At 61.0% G+C, this 19,388-nt stretch carries 17 protein-coding genes; 4 read left to right on the forward strand and 13 right to left on the reverse strand.

What is annotated here, in order from left to right; genetic code table 11:
* Window positions 1–7 precede the first annotated feature (7 nt).
* Complete coding sequence (locus ABID12_RS08690) at window positions 8–895, forward strand: amidohydrolase family protein (RefSeq protein ID WP_354433883.1); 888 nt, start codon at window positions 8–10, stop codon at window positions 893–895.
* Entirely contained in the window at window positions 892–2,460 is a 1,569-nt protein-coding gene (locus ABID12_RS08695) for an acyl-CoA dehydrogenase family protein (RefSeq protein WP_354433884.1), read from the forward strand. The genes ABID12_RS08690 and ABID12_RS08695 overlap by 4 nt, the downstream gene beginning before the upstream one ends.
* A 33-nt stretch (window positions 2,461–2,493) precedes the next feature.
* Here the strand turns inward: ABID12_RS08695 and ABID12_RS08700 are convergent, their stop codons facing one another.
* The 10 genes from ABID12_RS08700 to ABID12_RS08745 all read right to left on the reverse strand — a co-directional run bounded on the left by ABID12_RS08700 (window position 2,494) and on the right by ABID12_RS08745 (window position 12,669).
* Entirely contained in the window at window positions 2,494–2,709 is a 216-nt protein-coding gene (locus ABID12_RS08700; RefSeq protein WP_354433885.1) for a hypothetical protein, read from the reverse strand.
* A 156-nt stretch (window positions 2,710–2,865) separates the two neighbouring features.
* Window positions 2,866–3,159 carry an ATP-binding cassette domain-containing protein gene (locus ABID12_RS08705; RefSeq protein ID WP_354433886.1) on the reverse strand — a complete coding sequence of 98 codons (294 nt, stop codon included), beginning with the start codon at window positions 3,157–3,159 and terminating at the stop codon, window positions 2,866–2,868.
* A gap of 31 nt (window positions 3,160–3,190) precedes the next feature.
* Window positions 3,191–3,664 (reverse strand): RidA family protein, encoded by a 474-nt coding sequence (locus ABID12_RS08710; protein WP_354433887.1) that lies wholly within the window; start codon window positions 3,662–3,664, stop codon window positions 3,191–3,193.
* A 275-nt stretch (window positions 3,665–3,939) separates the two neighbouring features.
* Complete coding sequence (locus ABID12_RS08715; protein WP_354433888.1) at window positions 3,940–4,809, reverse strand: 2-hydroxy-3-oxopropionate reductase; 870 nt, start codon at window positions 4,807–4,809, stop codon at window positions 3,940–3,942.
* A gap of 111 nt (window positions 4,810–4,920) precedes the next feature.
* Complete coding sequence (locus ABID12_RS08720) at window positions 4,921–5,988, reverse strand: ABC transporter ATP-binding protein (RefSeq protein ID WP_354433889.1); 1,068 nt, start codon at window positions 5,986–5,988, stop codon at window positions 4,921–4,923.
* Window positions 5,989–6,035: 47 nt separating this feature from the next.
* The gene (locus ABID12_RS08725) at window positions 6,036–8,123 is read right to left on the reverse strand and encodes a beta-galactosidase (RefSeq protein ID WP_354433890.1); all 2,088 of its coding nucleotides are present in this window, start codon (window positions 8,121–8,123) and stop codon (window positions 6,036–6,038) included.
* Window positions 8,124–8,216: 93 nt separating this feature from the next.
* Window positions 8,217–9,494 carry an ABC transporter substrate-binding protein gene (locus tag ABID12_RS08730; RefSeq protein ID WP_354433891.1) on the reverse strand — a complete coding sequence of 426 codons (1,278 nt, stop codon included), beginning with the start codon at window positions 9,492–9,494 and terminating at the stop codon, window positions 8,217–8,219.
* 105 nt (window positions 9,495–9,599) lie between these two features.
* Window positions 9,600–10,478: a carbohydrate ABC transporter permease gene (locus ABID12_RS08735; RefSeq protein WP_354433892.1), complete on the reverse strand. Its 879-nt coding sequence runs from the start codon at window positions 10,476–10,478 to the stop codon at window positions 9,600–9,602.
* A 3-nt stretch (window positions 10,479–10,481) separates the two neighbouring features.
* The gene (locus ABID12_RS08740; protein WP_354433893.1) at window positions 10,482–11,417 is read right to left on the reverse strand and encodes a carbohydrate ABC transporter permease; all 936 of its coding nucleotides are present in this window, start codon (window positions 11,415–11,417) and stop codon (window positions 10,482–10,484) included.
* Window positions 11,418–11,655: 238 nt separating this feature from the next.
* Window positions 11,656–12,669, reverse strand: coding sequence for an NAD(P)-dependent oxidoreductase (locus ABID12_RS08745; protein ID WP_354433894.1), 1,014 nt, complete (start codon window positions 12,667–12,669; stop codon window positions 11,656–11,658).
* 248 nt (window positions 12,670–12,917) lie between these two features.
* Here ABID12_RS08745 and ABID12_RS08750 point away from each other — a divergent pair, with 248 nt between their 5' ends.
* Window positions 12,918–13,616: a FadR/GntR family transcriptional regulator gene (locus ABID12_RS08750; RefSeq protein ID WP_354433895.1), complete on the forward strand. Its 699-nt coding sequence runs from the start codon at window positions 12,918–12,920 to the stop codon at window positions 13,614–13,616.
* Window positions 13,617–13,683: 67 nt separating this feature from the next.
* On the forward strand, window positions 13,684–14,178 hold the full coding sequence (locus ABID12_RS08755; protein ID WP_354433896.1) for a FadR/GntR family transcriptional regulator: 495 nt from the start codon (window positions 13,684–13,686) through the stop codon (window positions 14,176–14,178).
* A 201-nt stretch (window positions 14,179–14,379) separates the two neighbouring features.
* Here the strand turns inward: ABID12_RS08755 and ABID12_RS08760 are convergent, their stop codons facing one another.
* The 3 genes from ABID12_RS08760 to ABID12_RS08770 all read right to left on the reverse strand — a co-directional run bounded on the left by ABID12_RS08760 (window position 14,380) and on the right by ABID12_RS08770 (window position 19,386).
* Complete coding sequence (locus tag ABID12_RS08760) at window positions 14,380–16,023, reverse strand: glycoside hydrolase family 3 protein (protein WP_354433897.1); 1,644 nt, start codon at window positions 16,021–16,023, stop codon at window positions 14,380–14,382.
* Between the two features lie 644 nt (window positions 16,024–16,667).
* The gene (locus tag ABID12_RS08765) at window positions 16,668–18,245 is read right to left on the reverse strand and encodes an ABC transporter substrate-binding protein (protein WP_354433898.1); all 1,578 of its coding nucleotides are present in this window, start codon (window positions 18,243–18,245) and stop codon (window positions 16,668–16,670) included.
* Between the two features lie 25 nt (window positions 18,246–18,270).
* Window positions 18,271–19,386, reverse strand: coding sequence for an S-methyl thiohydantoin desulfurase family protein (locus ABID12_RS08770; protein ID WP_354433899.1), 1,116 nt, complete (start codon window positions 19,384–19,386; stop codon window positions 18,271–18,273).
* Between the last annotated feature and the right edge of the window lie 2 nt (window positions 19,387–19,388).

A 19,388-nucleotide genomic window follows, 5' to 3' on the forward strand; every position in this document is an offset into this window, starting at 1 on the left:
TTCTGAAATGGTTGATTTTTCCAAAGTCCGCGCCATCGATTTCCACACCCACGCCGAGGAGGCCTGCGGCTGCCACCATGATGACGGCTATGACGACCTGCAATCGGCGATGGCCAAATATTTCAAGGCCCCGTGGTCGCATCCGCCGACCATTCCGGAAACCGCAGCGCATTACCGCGAGATGAATATCGCCGCCGTGATCTTTCCCGTTGATGCCGAGCGGGAGACCGGCTACCGGCGCTACAACAATTACGAGGTGGCGGAGGCCTGCGCGAAGGAAAGCGACATCCTGATCCCCTTCGCCTCCATCGATCCGGCCAAGGGCAAGCTCGGCGCGCGCGAGGCCCGCGATCTTGTCGAAAACCACGGCATTCAGGGCTTCAAGTTTCACCCGACCATGCAGGGCTTCTATCCCAATGACAGGATGGCCTACCCGCTCTACGAGGCGATTGCCGAGACCGGCAAGCCGGCGCTGTTCCACACCGGGCAGACCGGCGTTGGCTCCGGCATGCGCGGCGGCAACGGCATGCGGCTGAAATATTCAGACCCGATGTATATCGACGATGTCGCCGTCGATTTTCCCGATATGCCGATCATTCTGGCCCATCCCTCCTTTCCCTGGCAGGAGGAAAGCCTGTCGGTGGCCACCCACAAGCCGAATGTCTATATCGATCTGTCCGGCTGGTCGCCGAAATACTTCCCGGAAATCCTGGTGCGCTATGCCAACACGCTCCTGAAAAAGAAAATGCTGTTCGGCTCCGACTGGCCGATGATCGCCCCGGAGCGCTGGCTGGACGCCTTCGACAACGCCGCCTTCCGCGACGAGGTTCGCCCGCTGATCCTGAAGGAAAACGCCATGCGGTTGCTGGGTGCTGGGGATCGAGAGCTGAGATGACCGAATTCAAGGCCCCTGTCGAGGATATCCTGTTTTCGCTCGACGCCGTTGCCGGGGCGTCCCGTCTTCCGGACTGGGACGGCGAACTGGCCGGCGAGATCATCGGTCATTTCGCGGCTTTCGCCGAAGGCGTGCTCGCGCCGCTCAACGCGGTGGGCGACGCCGAGGGGTGCCGCATTGTCGATGGTCGCGTCGTCATGCCGGACGGGTTCCGCGATGCCTTCGCTCAACTGGCGGAAGGCGGTTGGCAGGGCCTGACCGCGCCGGAGGATTTCGGCGGCATGGGGCTTTCGCCGGTCATCGGCGCGGCCGTCTCGGAGATTTTTTCCGGCGCAAACCATGCCATGCAGATGGTCTGTGGCCTTGTGCCCGGCGCAATCGCGACACTGCTGCATTACGGCAGCGAAGACCAGCAGCAACGCTGGATCGCGCCGCTTTCGGCCGGCACCACGCTTTCGACCATGTGCCTGACCGAGCCGGACGCCGGCTCCGATCTCGGGCGCATCCGCACCAGAGCCAACCGCGACGGTGACAATTGGCGGCTTTCCGGCGAGAAGATCTTCATTTCCGGCGGCGATCAGGACTTGAGCGACAATATCCTGCATCTGGTTCTGGCCCGCACCGGCGAGGCTGCAAGCGGCATCCGGGGGCTTTCGCTGTTTCTCTGCGACCGGGAGAGTGCCGGCGAGACCATAAAAATCACCCGGATCGAGGAAAAACTGGGGCTGCACGCCTCGCCAACCTGCCAGATGGTTTTCGACGCGACGCCCGCCGAACTGATCGGCGCGGAGGGCGAAGGGCTGAAGGCCATGTTCACGGTGATGAACCACGCCCGCATCGATGTCGCGCTGCAGGGCACGGCCCATGCCGCCCGCGCCGGCCATATCGCCGCAAGCTATGTGGACGAACGCCGGCAGGGCCGCAAGGCGGATGGCAGCCCGGCCGTTCTGAGCGACCATGCCGATGTCCGGCGCATGCTCGACGAACAGCAGGCGCTGGCGCTCGGCAGTCGCGCCATGTGCCATATCGCGCTCGTTGAGATGGCGCTTGGCGAAAAGCCGGAACTGGTCGATTTCCTGACGCCGGTGTGCAAGCTGTTTGCCTCCGAGGCGGGGATCAAAGCCGCCGATCTCGGCATTCAGGTGCTCGGGGGCTATGGCTACCTCACCGAATACGGCCTGTCGCAGGTCTGGCGCGACGCCCGCATCACCGCGATCTACGAGGGCGCGAACGGCATCCATGCGCTGACGATCGCGGGCCGCGGCCTGCGTTTCAAGGATGGCGCGGGGGCCGACGCATTCACGGCGCTCGTCGAACAATTGGCCGATGGCGACGCTGAAATCGCGTCCCTTGCCAAAATCTGGAACCAGTGGCGCGGCAAACTGCTGGCCGCCGAAGACCCCGCCCCGCTGGCCAATGTTTTCGCCCGGCTGACGGCGGTGCTTTATTATCGCGCCGTATGGACCCGCATCGCCGCCGCCGGCGCCTCCGGGCCTGACACAGCAAAGCTTCAGCGGCTGAAAGACCACGTGCTTGCCGCACCGCTGCCGGTCCGCCTGCCGTGAGGCCACGACGCTGACGATCAGGCCTATGGCCGATTACTTGTTCGGCGAGCCGATCAGGTCAGAGATTTCGACGGCCGCTTTTGCGACGTGCTTGCGAATGGTCTTGCGCTGCTGCGCGCTGGTGCGGAAAAGCGGCGCGGCAACGCCGATCGAGGCAATCATCGTCTTGCCGCCCATAATGGCGGCGGCAACGCTCCACAGCCCCTCGCCGGATTCCTCATAGCCTTCTTCGTCCGTACGAGTGCTCAAAGCATCGAGCGCCTCGTCGTTCAGAAGTTCAGGTTGATGTTGCGTGCGGTCGATGCCGAACAGCGAAAAATAGCTCGCCTGTCGCTGTGGGACATGCGTGATAGAAACATCCGGGCACTGGGGCATGCCGCCCGAAAGCGAATTCGGATACTGGTTTTAGAAACCACCGAGCCCATAGCGCACCAGATAGGGATGGGCACGTTCGCCGGCTTCGCGGATCGGCATTCCCTGAATTTCCATGCCAAGCGCCACATTGTCGAGCACCGTGCACCAGGGCAAAAGCCGGTCCTTCTGCAGCATATAACCGACCCGGCCGATCTGGCCGGTCGCATCTTCACCGTCAATCAGCACCCGTCCGGTCGTGAGCGGCTGAAGTTCGGCGACAATGTTGAAGATTGTACTCTTACCACAACCGGACGGCCCGATGAGGCAGATGCTTGCGGAAGGCATTGCCGCAAGGCGCCGCGCCTTCCGCAATTTTTCATCCTGCCTTTATCTCGACGATCGCGTCGACTTCCACCAATGCATTGGCAGGCAGGCTTGAAACGCAAACGGCGGTGCGGGCGTGGCGGCCGCTTTCGCCAAAAAGATTGATGAACAGCTCCGATGCCCCATCGGCAATTTTCGGGCCATCCGGAAAGCCGGAAGGAGCGGCAACAAAGGCGCCGAGACGCAGGACGGATACGACATTATCGAGGGAACCGGCAGCCTGTCTGATGTTGAACAGCAGGTTGAGGGCACACATTTCGGCAGCCTTCTTGGCCTCCGTGAGATCGTAATCGTCTTTCACCGGACCGAAAAACTGCGGCACGCCATTCCATTCGCAGATTTGTCCGGCAAGAAAGAGCAAACTGCCGCTTTGCTTGTACGGCAGAAAATTGGCCCGAGACGGAGACGACGTTGGCAGCTCGAGGCCAATTGACTGCAGCTTGTGTTCAATTCCGGAAATTTCCACATTGTTCTCCTTGTATCAGCGAATCTCATGATCAAAAGCGATCGCGCTGAAACGAGCAAGAAGCGTGCCGACATTTACTGCAGAGGCAAAGATAAAGAAGAGCGAGCTTGAGGTGGACTGCTGACCTGCTCCTCAAGACAGGCAACCGACAGGATTAAATGACGACCTTGTAATCACAATCCCGGCGGGTCGATTTGCGCCAACAGACGGTGCCGAAAGATATCCGGGTTGGTTGCTTTTCAGGATCGCATTCCTTTTTCAGCTCCAGCGCAATGTTACCGGCCTGACAGGTCCTTGAGGGTTCGGATCAGGGCGGCGTGATCGAGGTCGCCGTCGCCGTGTCCGACCGCCGCGTTCATGAGATGTTGCACCGTGGCGGTGTTGGGCAATGCCAGGTCCAGCGCCCGGGCCGCGTCGACGGCCAGAGACATGTCCTTGCGGTGGAGGCCAATTCGGAAACCGGGCTCGAACGCCTTGTCGATCATCCGCTTGCCGTGGACGTTCAGAATGGTGCTGTCGGCAAAGCCGCCCATCAGGGCCTCGCGTACCATTGCGGGGTCGGCGCCGGCGGCCTCGGCAAGGGTCAGCGCCTCGGCAACCGCCTGGATCGTGAGGCCGACGATGATCTGGTTGCAGACCTTGGCGGCCTGCCCTGCCCCGACGCCGCCGACAAGGGTGATGCGTTTTCCCATTGTCTCGAGGAGAGGTTTTGCCATGGCGAAGGCCTCGTCCGAGCCGCCGCACATGATCGTCAAGGCGGCATTCTCAGCCCCCGCCTGGCCGCCTGAAACAGGTGCGTCCAGCCATAGGCCCCCGGCGGCCTCGGTCCGTTTGGCGAAGTCCTTGGTCGCCACGGGCGAAATCGAGCTCATGTCGATCACCAACGCGCCCCTGGGCAGCCCCTCGGCCACGCCATCTTCGCCGAAAAGCACGGCTTCGACATCGGGTGTATCCGGCAGCATCAGGATGACAGCATCCGCGCCTTCGACTGCCGCTCTTGCACTGGCAGCCTCCGCACCGCCTTTTTCGACGAGGAAACGGCTGACATCCTTTACGCGATGAAGCGAAACCTCATGGCCCGCTTCGATCAAATGTCCCGCCATGGGGCGCCCCATGACGCCCAGTCCGATGAAACCAATTTTCATGTTCAGATGCCTTTCATCCATTCAAGTTCTTGGGGCGTTCCGGCGGCGGACTTGTATTCCGCAACACGCACCGCCGCGCAGCACCCCGCCAATGACCAGAAACCGTCTTCGTCAGGCGGAAACGGTCTCAAAAGCCGGTCTTTCGATGACGTCGCCATCCGCGTCGAAGATATGGACCGCCTCCAGTTTCGGCCCGACCCGGATTGTCGAGCCGGGGTCGGGCATAACCCGATCCTTGAGCACGGCGACGACCGAGAAGTCGCCGATCCGGCCATGGATCTGCACCTCGGAGCCGATTGGCTCGACCACCGTGACCGTCATGTCCACGCCGTCATCGTCCAGCTGCAGATGCTCGGGTCGCACGCCGTAAATGGCGCCGTTTCCGGCCGCAAACGGGACGGGCAACAATACGCCGCCGGTCGTTCGAAACCCGTCGGCCGTCGTTTTACCTGGAATCAGATTCATGGAAGGGCTGCCGATGAAGGATGCCACGAAAGTGTTGAGGGGCTGATCGTAAAGATCGAGGGGCGAGCCGATCTGCTCGATGATGCCATCGCGCATGACAACGATCTTGTCGCCCATGGTCATGGCCTCGACCTGATCGTGGGTGACGTAGATCGTCGTGGTCCGAAGCTTCTGGTGAAGCTCCTTGATTTCGGCCCGCATCTGCACGCGAAGCTTCGCATCGAGATTGGACAGAGGTTCGTCGAACAGAAAGACCTTCGGAGAACGAACGATGGCCCGTCCCATGGCGACACGCTGCCGCTGGCCGCCGGACAATTGCCGCGGATAGCGGTCGAGAAGGTCGGTCAGGCCAAGAATCTCGGCCGCCTGCAGAACCTTGGCATGCGCTTCCTGTTTGGGAACCTTTGCCAGCTTCAGCGAGAAGCCCATGTTCTGTTCAACGGTTTTGTGCGGATAAAGGGCATAGTTCTGGAACACCATGGCGATGTTCCGGTTCTTTGCCGGCAGATCGTTCACGACGGTGCCACCAATGTCGATGGTGCCGAAGGTGATTTCCTCAAGGCCTGCGATCATCCGCAAGAGCGTTGACTTGCCGCATCCCGAAGGACCGACGAGCACAACGAATTCGCCGTCTTCGATGTCGACGGAAATGCCCTTCATGGCCTGAAAGGCGCCGTAATACTTCTCGACATCCGAAATCAATACCTTGGCCACAGCGCTTCCCCCCTTCTGATTGTTGACTTCATTGCCTGGCTCCCGCGTTACGACGTCGCCCCTTCAGGTTCGCCCGCAAGGACGATGACCTCGAAGAGTTCGAGCTTCGGCAGGTCGATCACCAGTTCGTCTCCCTCATTATGGCTGGCGACCTCTTCACCGGCCCGAAGAAGCCGCGCCGGCCCCTTGCCGCCCCGGATACGGATGCGGGACGGACCGAGCGTTACGTGCGGACCGAAGGCGCGCGTCTTCACGCCCGTCTGGTTGACAACATGGATGACCAGACCTGCGGCCGAGCGGCCGGCGATGATTTCCACCTGCTCGGGCAGATCGGAGATGATTTCGGGTTTCGCGAAGCCGGCGATGGTGTCCTGCAGGAAATCGCGCACCTCGGTCGTGCCGAATTCGCGATAGGTATGGCCCACCGTCCAGGGAAACTGCGTCACCGAACCGCCGCTGACCAGACGCATGGCTGCCGGGCGGTCGCCGGGCATATGGCCGTAGCATTTTTCCGGCGGCCCATAAGGCGCTTGCGGAATATACCGCCCGATCCGTTCGGCCTTGGGTTTCCAGACATAGTCGGCATAGCTGCCATAGACCGGCACCACCCGTGCCGCCAGGCGGTAGTCGCCGGCATCGGGCTGATCCACATCCGTGACATAGCTCGACCAGAGTTCTTCGCCTTCCAGCGGGGCGCCGGACTGCATGACCGCCGGCCCCGTGGCAAGCTCGCTCTCGCCCTCCGCGGTGATGGCGCTTCCGCCCGTCAAAACCACGTGTCCGCCGGCACGCACGAATGCATCGAGCGCCGCGGCCGCGTCCCGGCCGATCTCCCCCACGTCGGGCAGGATGATCAGGTTGAACCGCCCGAGCCCGCCTTCGCAGCCGATCTGCGCGATATGGTCTTTCGACAGCACATCGAACGGCAGGCCGCACTCTTTCAAACCCGAAAAAAGCCCCTGAAACTCGGAAGCGCTCGCCATGTGCCCCATGACCGCGCTGCGGACCAGGTTCGGCCGCACCAGGGCGACCGTCGATGCAGGGCCGAGCCCCTCATAGACGTCATGATGATCCCGGAAAAATCTCTGGATCTCGCCGGCGACCGGCAGGCTGGCATAGGGTATGCGCCCCGGCGCGCCCATGATGTAGGTCGAGGGGTTGCCGCCGCGCGCAATCGCCTGCAGCAGGTATTGCGCGAAGCTTTCAGGCTGCTCGCCGGCCATGCGGTAGGGCATGTCGACGAAGGTCACCGAGTTTACCATGACCGGCACTTCGGGAAAGGCCGTTGCGTGCGCGCCGACCGATTCCGAAGTGATGTGCGGCCACAGATCACGGCTAAAGGCGTTGTTGGCCTCGTGGTAGATGACGTCGGCTCCCTCGCGGTTGAGCACCAGCGCGGCCTCCGGCCGTTTCTTACGGATATGCGCGCCGATCCTGACGCAAAGGTCTCGGATGACCTTGTGTCCATAGCGTTGCCATTCGGCATAGGTGTCGTCGTCCGGGCCGTTCGGAAGCGACTTGCCACCGCTGAATTCGGCGAAGGATGCCTGGCATTTCGCGCAGTGACACGGGCCATGATAGACGCGGCTGTAGTCGAACTCGGGAAAGATGAACCAGTTGAAGAAAAACCCGTCGGCCGGATAGCGGGCAAGGATCTCATCGACAACCTCTATGGAGCGCTCCTGATAATAATCGCCGGCGGGGCAGCAGCTGTAGAGCGTGTTGTAGACCTGCCGCTCGCCTTTCGGAGAGAGGTAGAGCCAGTCCGGATGTTCCGCGGCGATCCGGGACGAAACCTTCGAAAAGTCGCAGCGGCAGATCACCCTGACATTGCGCCTGTGTGCGGCGGCGATTGCGTCGCCGATCATGTCGCCCGAGGCCCGATCGACGAGAAATGGACTGCGCGTCTGGAAAGGCAATTCCGTCGGATAAAAGGAAACGATGCCGGCAGTGTTGATCAGCCAGGTGTCCGCGCCTTGTGCCTCGATGATGTCGAGCGCGCGTTCGACATCCATCGTCGCGTCGACCTCCTGGAGGTTCGACTGGAACACCGAAAAGGGATGGCGCCACCACCCCTCGGTTCCGGTCTCGGGAGACGCTGTTTTAACGGGATTGCTGCTACTGACTGACGACATGGAAAACACATCCTGAAGGCGGAAAATGAAAGGGTCGGCGATGGTGACCGGCCGCTGCCCGATACGTTGCAGCGGCCGGCAGGTTCGATGAAATCAGGCGCGCCGGATTGCGCTGTTGCCGCGGTTGACGAACTCCTCGGCCGCCTCCTGCGGGCTCGAACGGCCAAAGCCGACGTCTTCGTTGACCTTCTTCATCAGGTCGCGCAGAACGTTTTCCGCGCGTGAAGCCGGAGGAGCCGGTTTCGCCGTCGCAAGCGCCGTTTCGGTGTAGTCGAGAACGTTCCGGTCAAGCCGGTCGAGCGTTGGCAGTTCCTTGACGGCCGCGAGCTGCGTATTCGAAGCCGGCGGGCCACTGATGAGGCCGAGAACCTGTCCCGATTCGGGTGAGGTGCAGAACCAGTCCATAACGAACGCCGCGTCGTCCTGCAGCTTGCTGGCTGCATTCATCGACAGCGAACTCGACGGCAGCGGGTAGCAGCCATTGTTCTGCGCCGTTCCCCAGCCCGGAGGCGCCATCATCGCCAGTTCATCCTCGGTCAGCGCCTGCATGCCGCTCTTCAGATCCTGGGTGAACATGGTGGCAAACAGCGCCTTGCCCTGGACCATCGGGGCGTTGGTCCATTCGCCGAAACCGTAGGCGGCCTGAACGTCGGCCGGCACGGCCGCGCCCGTCTTGCGCATTTCCTCCCAGAAATTCAGCCACTCCGCGACGTCTTCAACCGAAACGGCCAGCTTGTTGTTTTCGACCAGCACACGATCCTCTGACCGCAGTTTCCGGATGAAATCCCAGAGAAACGCGCCACCGTCCTGACACCCGTAGAGCGAATTGTCGGCCTCGTGGATTTCGGCACAGAATTCCCCGAAGCTTTCATAGGTGAACCCCGCGGCCGGCAGTTCCATGCCGAGCTTTTCAAGGGCAGTCTGGTTATAACCCATGCACTGCGTGCTCACCGCGATCGGCAGTCCATAAAGTTTGCCGTCGATCCGGCCCAGATCGAGCACGGAGGACGCATAGCGATCGGCATGAATGATGTCGGGGACGAATTCGTCCAGGGGCTTGATCACACCACGCGTGCCATACTGCGCCAGGTCGGCAGGCCCGGTCGCAAACACGTCCGGCGCATCGCCACCCGCGATCATCGCGATCATCTTGTCGGGATAGGCAGCGCTCGGCGTCCCCTCGAAAACGACCGGGATTTGCGGATGCGTCTCGGCAAACAAGGAGACCGATTCTCCCCGGATCCTGAGCTTGTCGGCACTGCCGTTGATGGCAAACCGCACCGCGTCGCTCTGGGCAAGGGCCTTCGACCCGCCGAAAGCGGCAAGGGTTCCCAGTACGGCAGCGCCTTTAAGCAGCGCCCTTCGGGGCATTGCCGGCCCCGTATACAATCCATAACGATTTACAGGCATTTCAATTCCTCCCTTTTGCTGTTCCGGCGAGGTCTGCCTCGCCGGTTCCGTGGCCCCCCACCACGATCATCCTTTCAGCCCGGATGTGCTGATCCCCTCGACCAGACGTTTTTGAAACACCATGAAGACGATGAAGGTCGGAACGAGACTGAGGACGGACATCGCCAGCAACTGACCATAGACGCCACCCGAATTCCCGATGAGCGAACGCAGTCCGACGGGCACCGTCAGCGTATTCGGCGAAGTCAGGTAGATCAGCTGCGAAAAGAAGTCGTTATAGGTCCAGATGAAGGTGAAGATGATGGTGGTCACCAGAGCCGGCGTGAGCAACGGAAAGATGATTTCGACAAAGATGCGGAACATGCCGCATCCATCGATCGTGGCGGCTTCGTCGAGTTCACGCGGAATGCCGCGAATGAACTGGACCATCAGAAAAATGAAAAAGGCATCGGTTGCCAGAAATTTCGGCGCAATCAGCGGCAGATAGGTATTCACCCAGCCGAGCTTCGAAAACAGGATGTATTGCGGAATGAGGATGACGTGATGCGGCAACATCAAGGTCATCATCATGACGGCGAACAGGGTTTTCTTCAGCGGAAAATTGAGGCGCGCAAAAGCAAACGCCGTCAGCGAGCACGCGAAGACGTTGCCGATTACCGCGCCCAGGCACACAATGAAGGAATTAATATAGTACCGGCCAAAACTCGGGTCCGTTGCAAACCATCCTTTGACGTAATTGGTGAGATCGAGTTTCGTGGGCAGTGAGGTCGGTTGGGCGAAGATCAGGGCATCCGGCTTGAACGAGCTCATCAGCATCCACAGCAGCGGATAGAGCATGATGAGCGCGCCGAAGATCAGGCCGCCATAAGCCCAGAAGGTTCTCGCTCTGATCGGAGCGCGGCGGCGGAGACGTATGGTTTGGTGTTCGATCGCTGTGTCTGTCATGATTCAATTGTCACCGTAGAAGACCCAATGCCGCGAACCCCAGAAGTTCAACGCCGTGATTGCACCGATGATGACGAGGAGGACCCAGCCCATGGCCGAGGCGTAGCCCATGTGGAAGCGGGTGAACCCTTCCTGGTAGAGGTAGAGCGTGTAAAAGAGCGTGGAATCCGAAGGCCCTCCCGACCCGCCGCTGATGATGTAGGCGGAGGTGAAGGCCTGGAACGAGTTGATGACGCCCAGAATGAGGTTGAAGAAGATGACCGGGGTCAGCATCGGGATCGTGACGCCCCAGAATTTCTGCATGGTGCTCGCGCCGTCGATCTCTGCGGCTTCGTAAAGCTCTCTCGGAATCTGCTGCAAACCCGCCAGGAAGATCACCATCGATGATCCGAACTGCCACACATGCAGGATGATCAGGGTGTAGATGGCGTAGGAGGGATGCGAGATCCAGTTCGGCGCATCTATACCGAACGCGGCAAGGAATGAGTTGATCACGCCATCGCCGCCGAACAATTGCCGCCACATCACGGCAATCGCGACGCTGCCTCCCAACAGGGAAGGCAAGTAGTAGATGCCACGGAAAAGGCCGACGCCATGAACCTTCTGGTTCATCATCACGGCGACCAGCAGCGCGAAGGCGAGATTGGTCGGAACGCCCAGAACGACATAAGTCAATGTCACGCTCAGCGCGGCCCGATAGCTCGGATCGTAGGTGAAAAGATCGATATAGTTCTGCAGGCCGAGCCACTGCGGCATGCTGAGCATGTCAAAGCGCGTGAAGGACAGATAGAGCGACGACAGCAACGGCCCGGCCGTCAGGACGATCAGACCAAGAAACCAGGGCAGCAAGAATAGATACCCCTCGAAGTCCCGCGCCTTCAGCCTGCGCCTGGCGGGTTTCCTCACCCGCAGTCCCGTTCCCGCGTCCTGTACAGACATTTCCCCTCCCATCAAAGCGCGACAGCACGCTCTCCTGTCACCACCCGGAAAAACACAGCGCATGAGCCGGAAGCCTTGTGCTTCCCTCGCCTTCGCCGTTTTCCCTGAATGTGGCTCGTGTTCTCCGGACGTCGGCTTGTCCTCCTTCGCCGACGCTGTCCGGTTTGGCAAAACCTGCTATATTTGTAATTATTTGTCAACACAAATTGATAAATGTATATTCCGGCGCCAGCCGCCGTTATGCGTCGGCCGTGTAGGCATCCTCCTGACGCAGAAGGTTGATCATCGTCTCTCCGGCATCAAAGCGCCGGATATTTTCGAGGATGATCTCCAGCGAGCGTTCGGAACGGTCGGGTACCGGCGGCGTGAAATGCGGCGTGATCAACGTATTGGGCGCCGACCAGAGCGGATGCCCGGCAGGCAGCGGCTCCGGAGCGGTAACATCAAGCCCGGCGCCGGCCAAATGTCCGTCTTCAAGCAGATCAATGAGCGCATCCTGATCGACGACCTCGCCTCGCGCCATGTTGACGAGCAACGCACCGCGCGGAAGATGCAGAAGTTCCTCGCGGCCAATCAGGCCGGTCGTTGCGTCCGACAGCGAGAGGCAGAGAACAAGGACGTCGCAGCGCACAAGCATGTCAGCGAGTTGGTCGCCCCTGTCGCTGCTGTAGACCGCGTCGACGCCTTCGTCCTTTTCCTGATCACGTCGGCGATAGGCAAGAACCGTCATGCCAAAGGCCTTCGCGCGACGGGCGAGCTCCCGCCCGGTATTGCCCATGCCGACGATCCCCATACATCGCCCCGAAAGAGCGCGCAATCGCCCGATTTCCGGGCTCCGAAGCCATTCCTGACGCGCCTGGGCCGCCAGAAAAATCCAGGATCGATGCGCCAGCATCAGCGCCAGGAGCAGGGCATGTTCGGCAAGAGCCGGCGCCGACCGTCCGGCAGATCCGGTCACGGCCAGACCGCGTTCGAAGACTTCGGATCGCGCCGACCTGTTCAGCCCGGCGTGGTCGCAATGCACCCATTCAAGATGCGGCGCGCGCAGAAACCTGTCATCCAGATCCGTGGCGATGATGGCGATGCGGGCCGTCGCCAGCGCAGCACGCATGGCCGCATCGTCCTGCGGATCGACGACCGCGACCGCCTTGCCGTGAAACGCCTGCAGGAGCCGGCTCCACTGGTCCTGTGAAAACGGCAATGCGGCGGAAACCAGAACGTCGCAAGCCTGTGTGGATGAGGTTGTCGTCATCGCGTGATCAAGGCACTGAACATGAATACCCCCAATTTCAGTCATTCCGACACGGAATGTTTGATTACAAGGCTACGTTTTGTTATCAAATAATAACAACATTTACAACATTATTGCTATATGTCTATAATTGACGTGCCTTGCGCTTTGTCTCATGTATAATTGGCAAAAGCGGTGATCGACGGAATGCGAGGCGGGAAAACGCCTTTGATGCCAGTGCGAGCCGGCTTGCGAATACGGGTGACGAATTGACCGACAGCGAAACGACCTACAAACTCTCCGATACCGTTTACGAGGAGATGCTTCCGCTGATCCAGGGCGGCGCATGGGCGACGAACGGGCGCCTCCCCTCGGAGCAGGACATGGCGGCGCAATTTCGCGTGTCGCGGCCCGTCATTCGTGAGGCGCTGAAGCGGTTGCGCAGTGAAGGCCTCATTCAATCGCGGCGCGGTTCCGGAAGTTTCGTGGTCCGGGAGATAGCGCCGGAAACTGAATACCCTTCGATTTCCAGCATCGCCGATCTCGGCCCCCTGGCAAGTTTCCGTGAAGGCGTCGAGGGAGAAGCTGCGTCACTGGCCGCCGAGCGGCGCACGCAGGACCAATTGGATTCCCTTTATCGGCTCGTCGATATGCCCCGTGCTGCCGCCGATGAGAAAAATGCCGGCCGCGACTTCGCCTTTCATGTTCAGGTCGCAGAGGCATCGGCAAACCCTTTCTACCGCAACACGCTTTTGTCGCTACGCCGTCAGATGATGCTGTCGATGAACCTGACCTGGAGCCTTTCCCTGTTCGAGGCGGATTTCCTGGACACGGTCGAGGACCAACATCGCAGTGTTGTCGTTGCCATCGGAAACCAGAACAAGGACGAAGCGTGCAGGCTGATGCGGCATCACATCCGCTGGGTGCACAACAGATTTTTGCATGGGCACCAGGGGGTACTAGGATAGCAGTACGCGCTCCACGAATTGGCAAAATTCCGACCGGCGCGCGAGCGATGAGGTGGAGGATCGCACCATGGAGGAAAACAGGTTACTGGTGCCGCTCGGCAATCGGGCCTTTTGTTACGAGTACCGGATGGGCGTGGAGGGAGAAGCCGCGGCGATGGCGGCACGCAACCGGACAAGCCGTGATTTGAAGGATATCCGGGAGGCGATGCACCGGCTCGAAACCACGCATGCGACTTCGGAATATTCCTTCGAACTGGACTTCCGGTTTCATCTCCTTGTCGCCCGAGCGACGAAAAACAGCTTCTTCTTGATGAGTCTCGAGCGCCTTCGCGACACGATCTACAAGGGAATGCTTCTGGCCATCGCGCCGAGCACGACCGACCGGCAGGAAAAGAACCAGGCGATCCGCAACCAGCATCGTGCGGTATTCGAAGCGATTGCCGCGCAAGACGAAGCAAGCGCCCGCGACGCCATGCGCCTTCACCTCACCAAATGCCGCCAGTCGACCGTTCACTGGGCCAATGAAGAACGGGAACTTGAGCTGGAAGCAGAGCCGATCTAGCAGGCGGCGGCACAATGGCAGCGGCGATCCGTTTTGGCAGTCTGACGAGATTACAGACTGCGATTGCGAAGCCGAAGATAGCCCGTCGAACAGATCGGAAAGGACGTTGATCAAAGCGCGCGCCGTTACCCGCACGTTTTATACCGCGAGCGACCTTCATACTTGATGACGGTCGCATCGCCGAGGCAGGTCGGCCCTTCTTCAATAATATGAATCGGGAGACACGAAGGCGTTGACGGGGCTTTTGCGGTTCCATTCGGCGCGGCCCAGCAGCAGGTCCACTGTCGCCTCCTGCATCGCCGTCATTGTCGCCCAGGCGTTGATATAGGTCGGCACCCTTGGCGCGTCGTAGAGATAATAGGGATAGCCGAAGGAAATCATCACGACCGGGATCTCGTGCCACAGCCGGCGCATGGCGCCGTCGAGACCCTGGCCGAGTTTTGCCCAGTCGAGGAATATCCGCCCGCGCGTCAGCAGCGTTTCCTCCGAGAGAGCATAGATCGCCAGGTCATAACCCGACGGGTCGATCGGGTCGCCCATGCGGTGAACGTCGACCGCGAAGCCTTCGGCGCGCAGAAGTTCCGGCAGTTCCAGCGGCAGGGTCTGGCCCTGCATCGGCTCGATGATGCCGGGGGCGAACATCAGGATGCGGCGATGGCGCTGCGGGTCGAGCGGCAGCGTCTGGTTCACGTCCTTTTCCAGCACCGGCGCGCGGCGCGAAACCTGCCGGCTCCAGTCATCGCGTGGCGCGGGGAAGGCCGGCGGCGCGGCTGGCCGATGAAGGCCGAGCGCCGCCTTCAGCCCCAGAACCCGGGTAACCGCGTCGAAGAAACGCTCCGGCGTGATCCGGCCGGTTCTGACGGCCTCGCGCACGCCGGCCATCTCGCCTTCGGGATCGAGCGAAAACAGGATCATGTCCGCACCCGAGGCGATGATCTGCACCTTGCTTTCGACGGCCGGCATGAAGGCCGAAAGCCCGGCCATGCGACTTGCATCCGAAACGATCACGCCATTGAAGCCGAGCTCGTCGCGCAGGAGATCGGTGTTGAGCGCCGCGCTGACCGAGGCCGGGCGGAACGCCTCGACGCCATCTCCCTTGCCGATGCGGCGCGCCCAGTCCGGGAAGGCGATATGGGCGGTCATCACGCTCATCACCCCGGCTTCCACGGCCTCGCGATAGAGGCGGCCATGGGTCGCCTCCCAATCCTCGACCGAGAGCGGATTGATCGTGGTCACCAGATGCTGGTCGCGGTCGTCATGCCCTTCTCCGGGCCAGTGTTTTGCGGTTGCCGCAAGCCCTTCTTCCTGAAAGACGCGGATCTGCGCCAGAGCATGGCGCGCGATCACGTCCGGATCGGAGCCATAACCGCGGGTGGCGACGATGGAGCTGCGCCAGGCCGCATTGATGTCCAGAACCGGCGTGAACGACCAGTTGACGCCCACCGCGCGCGCTTCCCGCGCCATGATCCGGGCAACCTCCTCGGTGACGGAAAGATCGTCGATCGCCGCAAGGGCGATGGGGTTGGGCACCTGCGTGCCGAAGGGAAGGCTCATGCGCGAGCCCTCGAGATCGGCGCTGACCAGCATCGGCACGGCGGCATCGCGCTGAAAGGCTTCGAGACGCGCGCGCTCCGCCGGACCGTCTTCGCCGAAGAAACGCGTCACGCCGCCGGGCGCAAGGCGGGCAATGCGAGCAGGCTCGTCTTCGTCATAGCCCTTCGAACGCAGATTGAAGAGCTGGCCGACCCGGGCCTCTTCGTCGAGCGCCTCCCAGGTCTTGCGCACCCATTCGATGGCCTCCCGGTCGAGAGAAAACGGCGGCTTTTCCAGGTGGGCAAGATTCATGGATGTGGCTCCTCAAGAAATTTCGTTCGGTATTGCATCTGCGTCGGCCCCGGCGCGCGCTGGAAGCCGCTTGCCGGGTTTCGCGTGACGATAAATCAGAATGAGGTTTGAAGATTTCGGACAAGACAGCCGGAATGCGGGCCGACCGCGTCAATGATGCACAGCATATCGGATCGGTCTCGTCTTTTACATGTCTCCTCCCGCCGTGGCCCGTCCTCACCGCGGGCCATCAGCTCCGACAAAATAGCACCGGTTCGGCAACACGCAACATTGCGAAAACTTCGCGCAACGATAAATTCACTGCATGGCTCCGAACCGTGCCGAAGGACGTGGTGAAAATATTTGCGTATCACTCACCGGAGTTATTGCATTGTCTATGCATGCGTCGCGCGTAGTAATATTTCGAGGCATTCGCCCCGGTGTTTGCGTGAGGAGCGTGGGCCACCGGAGTGCCGAACGGCTCCAGCGTGATCGCGCTGGCGAACCGGCAGGACAACACGCCTTCCACCACCAAGCCTTGGGAACATATTCCGGAAAACCCTGTCAAAAGTAGTCCGTGTTTCGGGGCGCGGAGCATGATGCTCTGCGCCCTGATATGACTGTGGGCAAGACAGTAAGCCTGAACTCAACCGGTCAGGCAGGGCCTATTCGGCGCTGCACTCCCAGCTGAAGCGTGAGAAATCGGTGTCCCAGCTCATCATCGGCACGAACTCGTAGCTCTGAAGGCAGCTACTTGCCGCGTAGCGGCGATTTTCCACCAGCATGAAGACATCCGGCTGCTGTGCGACGATCTTGCGCTGCAGCTCCTTGTAGATGTCATTCTGCTTGTCGACTTCGGTCGTGGTGCGGGCATCCTCGATCAGCGCATCGACTTCCGGGTCCTGCAACCATTCCATCGAGGCCCATGTGCCCGACGCGGCCGAGTCGTACTGCACATAGAATACGCTGTCGGGGGATGGATAGCTCGGGCCGTTGAAGACCTGGGTCGTGTTCGGCGTCGTCTCGGGCTTGGCGGCAAGTTCGGTGATGCGGTTCCACGGCTCCGGACGAACATCCAGCGTGACCCCGATCTGTTCGAGATTGGCCTGCATCAGCAGCGCGATGTCTTCTTCGAAGGAAAGCCCGGCCACATAGGAATGGGTCAGGGTGATGTCCTGCCCGGCATATTTCGACTTGGCCAGTTCTTCGCGCGCCTTTTCCAGATTGTATTCCGGCGTCGGCAGATCACCGGCATAGGCATCGGCAAAGGCCGACGCCATCGGGCCGGAGAGTTCCGAACCCGGATAGATGGCCTCGCGGATTGTCGCATAGTCGGTCGCATAGGCAATCGCGCGGCGCACGTGAATGTCATCGGTCGGCGGCAGCTTGGTGTTCATCTTGATGTAGAAGGCCGTTGCCGTCGGCGTTTCGATGAGCTTGTAGCCGTCCATCGCGCCGATGGCTTCATAGGTCTCGTTGGCTTGCGAACCCGATGACATGCCAAGCTCACCCTTGGTCGCCAGCGCCTTCACGGTCGCTTCGTCATTGGTGATCACAAAACGGATTTCGTCGATCGGCGTGCCGCGGTCCCACCCGCGGTGATAATCCGCGTAACGCTCAACCACCATCTGCGAACCACGTTTCCAGTCCTCGAGCGCGTACGGCCCTGCACCGATACTGTGGCTGGCGATGTAATCGCTGGCCCACTCCTCGTCGCTGTTGGCCTTTGCCTCATCCTCGTTGACCACGAGAATCAGCGGCGTTGTCGTCAGGAAAGGCGCATAGACCTTGGTCAGGCCGATTTCGACGGTCTTGCTGTCCACCGCCTTCAGCGTGTCGGGATCGATCAGCTTGGAAAACAGATAGGACGGGCCCTCATTGATCGCCAGCAGACGCTTCAGCGTGTAGACGACGTCGGACGCCTCGACCGGCGAACCATCCTGAAAGGTCGCACCGTCCTTCAGCTTGAAGGTGTAGGTCAGATTGTCGTCCGAAACGGTCCAGCTTTCGGCAAGCTGCGGCACGATGGAACCATCGCCGGCCACCGTCGTCAGGCCGTCATAGAGGTTCACCGCTGCCATGTATTCGGTGTAGTCGTTGATGCGCGCCGGGTCGATGGTGCCGAACACCTGCGTGGCGTTGACCACGATCGAAACCTTGTCCTGCGCGATCGCCGGGACCAGCGCGGTGGAAGCCGAAGCAGCGAGCGCCAGCCCGGCGACCGCAAGCATTTTCCGTGTCATTGCAAGTTCCTCTCTTTTTGAGATCTCAGTTACATTCTGAATTTATTTTCTTGTTATCGTTCAGTTCTTCGACAGGCATGAAGTCGTGGTCATAGCCAAAATAGCCCGGACCAACGAGTTCAAGGCCCGCTTCCGTGCGCCATTTCGCGTCGGCCGGCAAGCCGGTGAACTCCACCAGCAGGCCGTAGCGCATCTGTTCGGTGGTCACCGGCATTCCGGCATCGGCATCCAGCGCGCAGATCAGGTCCGGCGTTGTCGCCATCACCGTGCCCGCATCGTCGCGGGCCACGAGAAACTCGTTCTGGAAATCGACGCTGAACTGCCGCCCGGCAAAGTCATCCGTGCCCTTGATGATCGCCCGTCCGCGGGCGAAACCGCCGACGGTCCTGCGCTCGATATCAACCACGCGGCCGGTGAAAAGGTGGTGGCCTGAAAACCGGGCGCGCAGCGCGGCGCCGGGATGGCGATGGGCCTTGCGTTCGGCCATCAGCGTTTTGCCGATGTCACGGATCATCGTCATCGTGCCCGGCAGAATGCTGTCGCGCATCTGGGCGCCGGTCATGGAGTAAGCCGCCACCAGCGCCGCGCCGCCCATCTGCACCGTATCGGCACGGGCCAGCCGCTCGGTCCAGAGGTTGTCGACGGCATTGATCAGCACGGAATTGCCCTTGTCGTCGGCCAGCACCAGAGGCGTGGCGCGAATGCCCGACATGGTGAAGGATACCATCTGCAGTTCCGGGAAGGCGCGGCCCATGCCGTCGCCATCGATCAGCGGCAGGCCCGTGGCCGCCGCAACGGCAAACGGAATGGTGGAGTTGAGGCCGCCGGCTTCCACGCACATCAGCGCCGTGGCCTTCTTGCCGAGATAGGCCTCGAGCTGGGCAAGAGCGGCCATGATTTCATCGCCGCTCGGCAGTTTTTCCAGCATCACCGTCGGCGCGCCCATCATGAACACCGGCACGCACAGCGCATCGTCAGCCACATCGGCAGGGTCGATCAACGTGACCGGTCCGGTTTCGGACAGCGCGGCCTTGGCCATCAGCTTGCCGATATAGGGGTCCCCGCCCCCGCCGGTGCCCAGAAAGGCGCCGCCCAGCGCGATGGCGTCCAGATCGTCGGCATTGATCAGCGTTTTCGCCATGG

This window comes from Martelella mangrovi, from assembly GCF_040545495.1.
Lineage (GTDB): Bacteria > Pseudomonadota > Alphaproteobacteria > Rhizobiales > Rhizobiaceae > Martelella > Martelella mangrovi.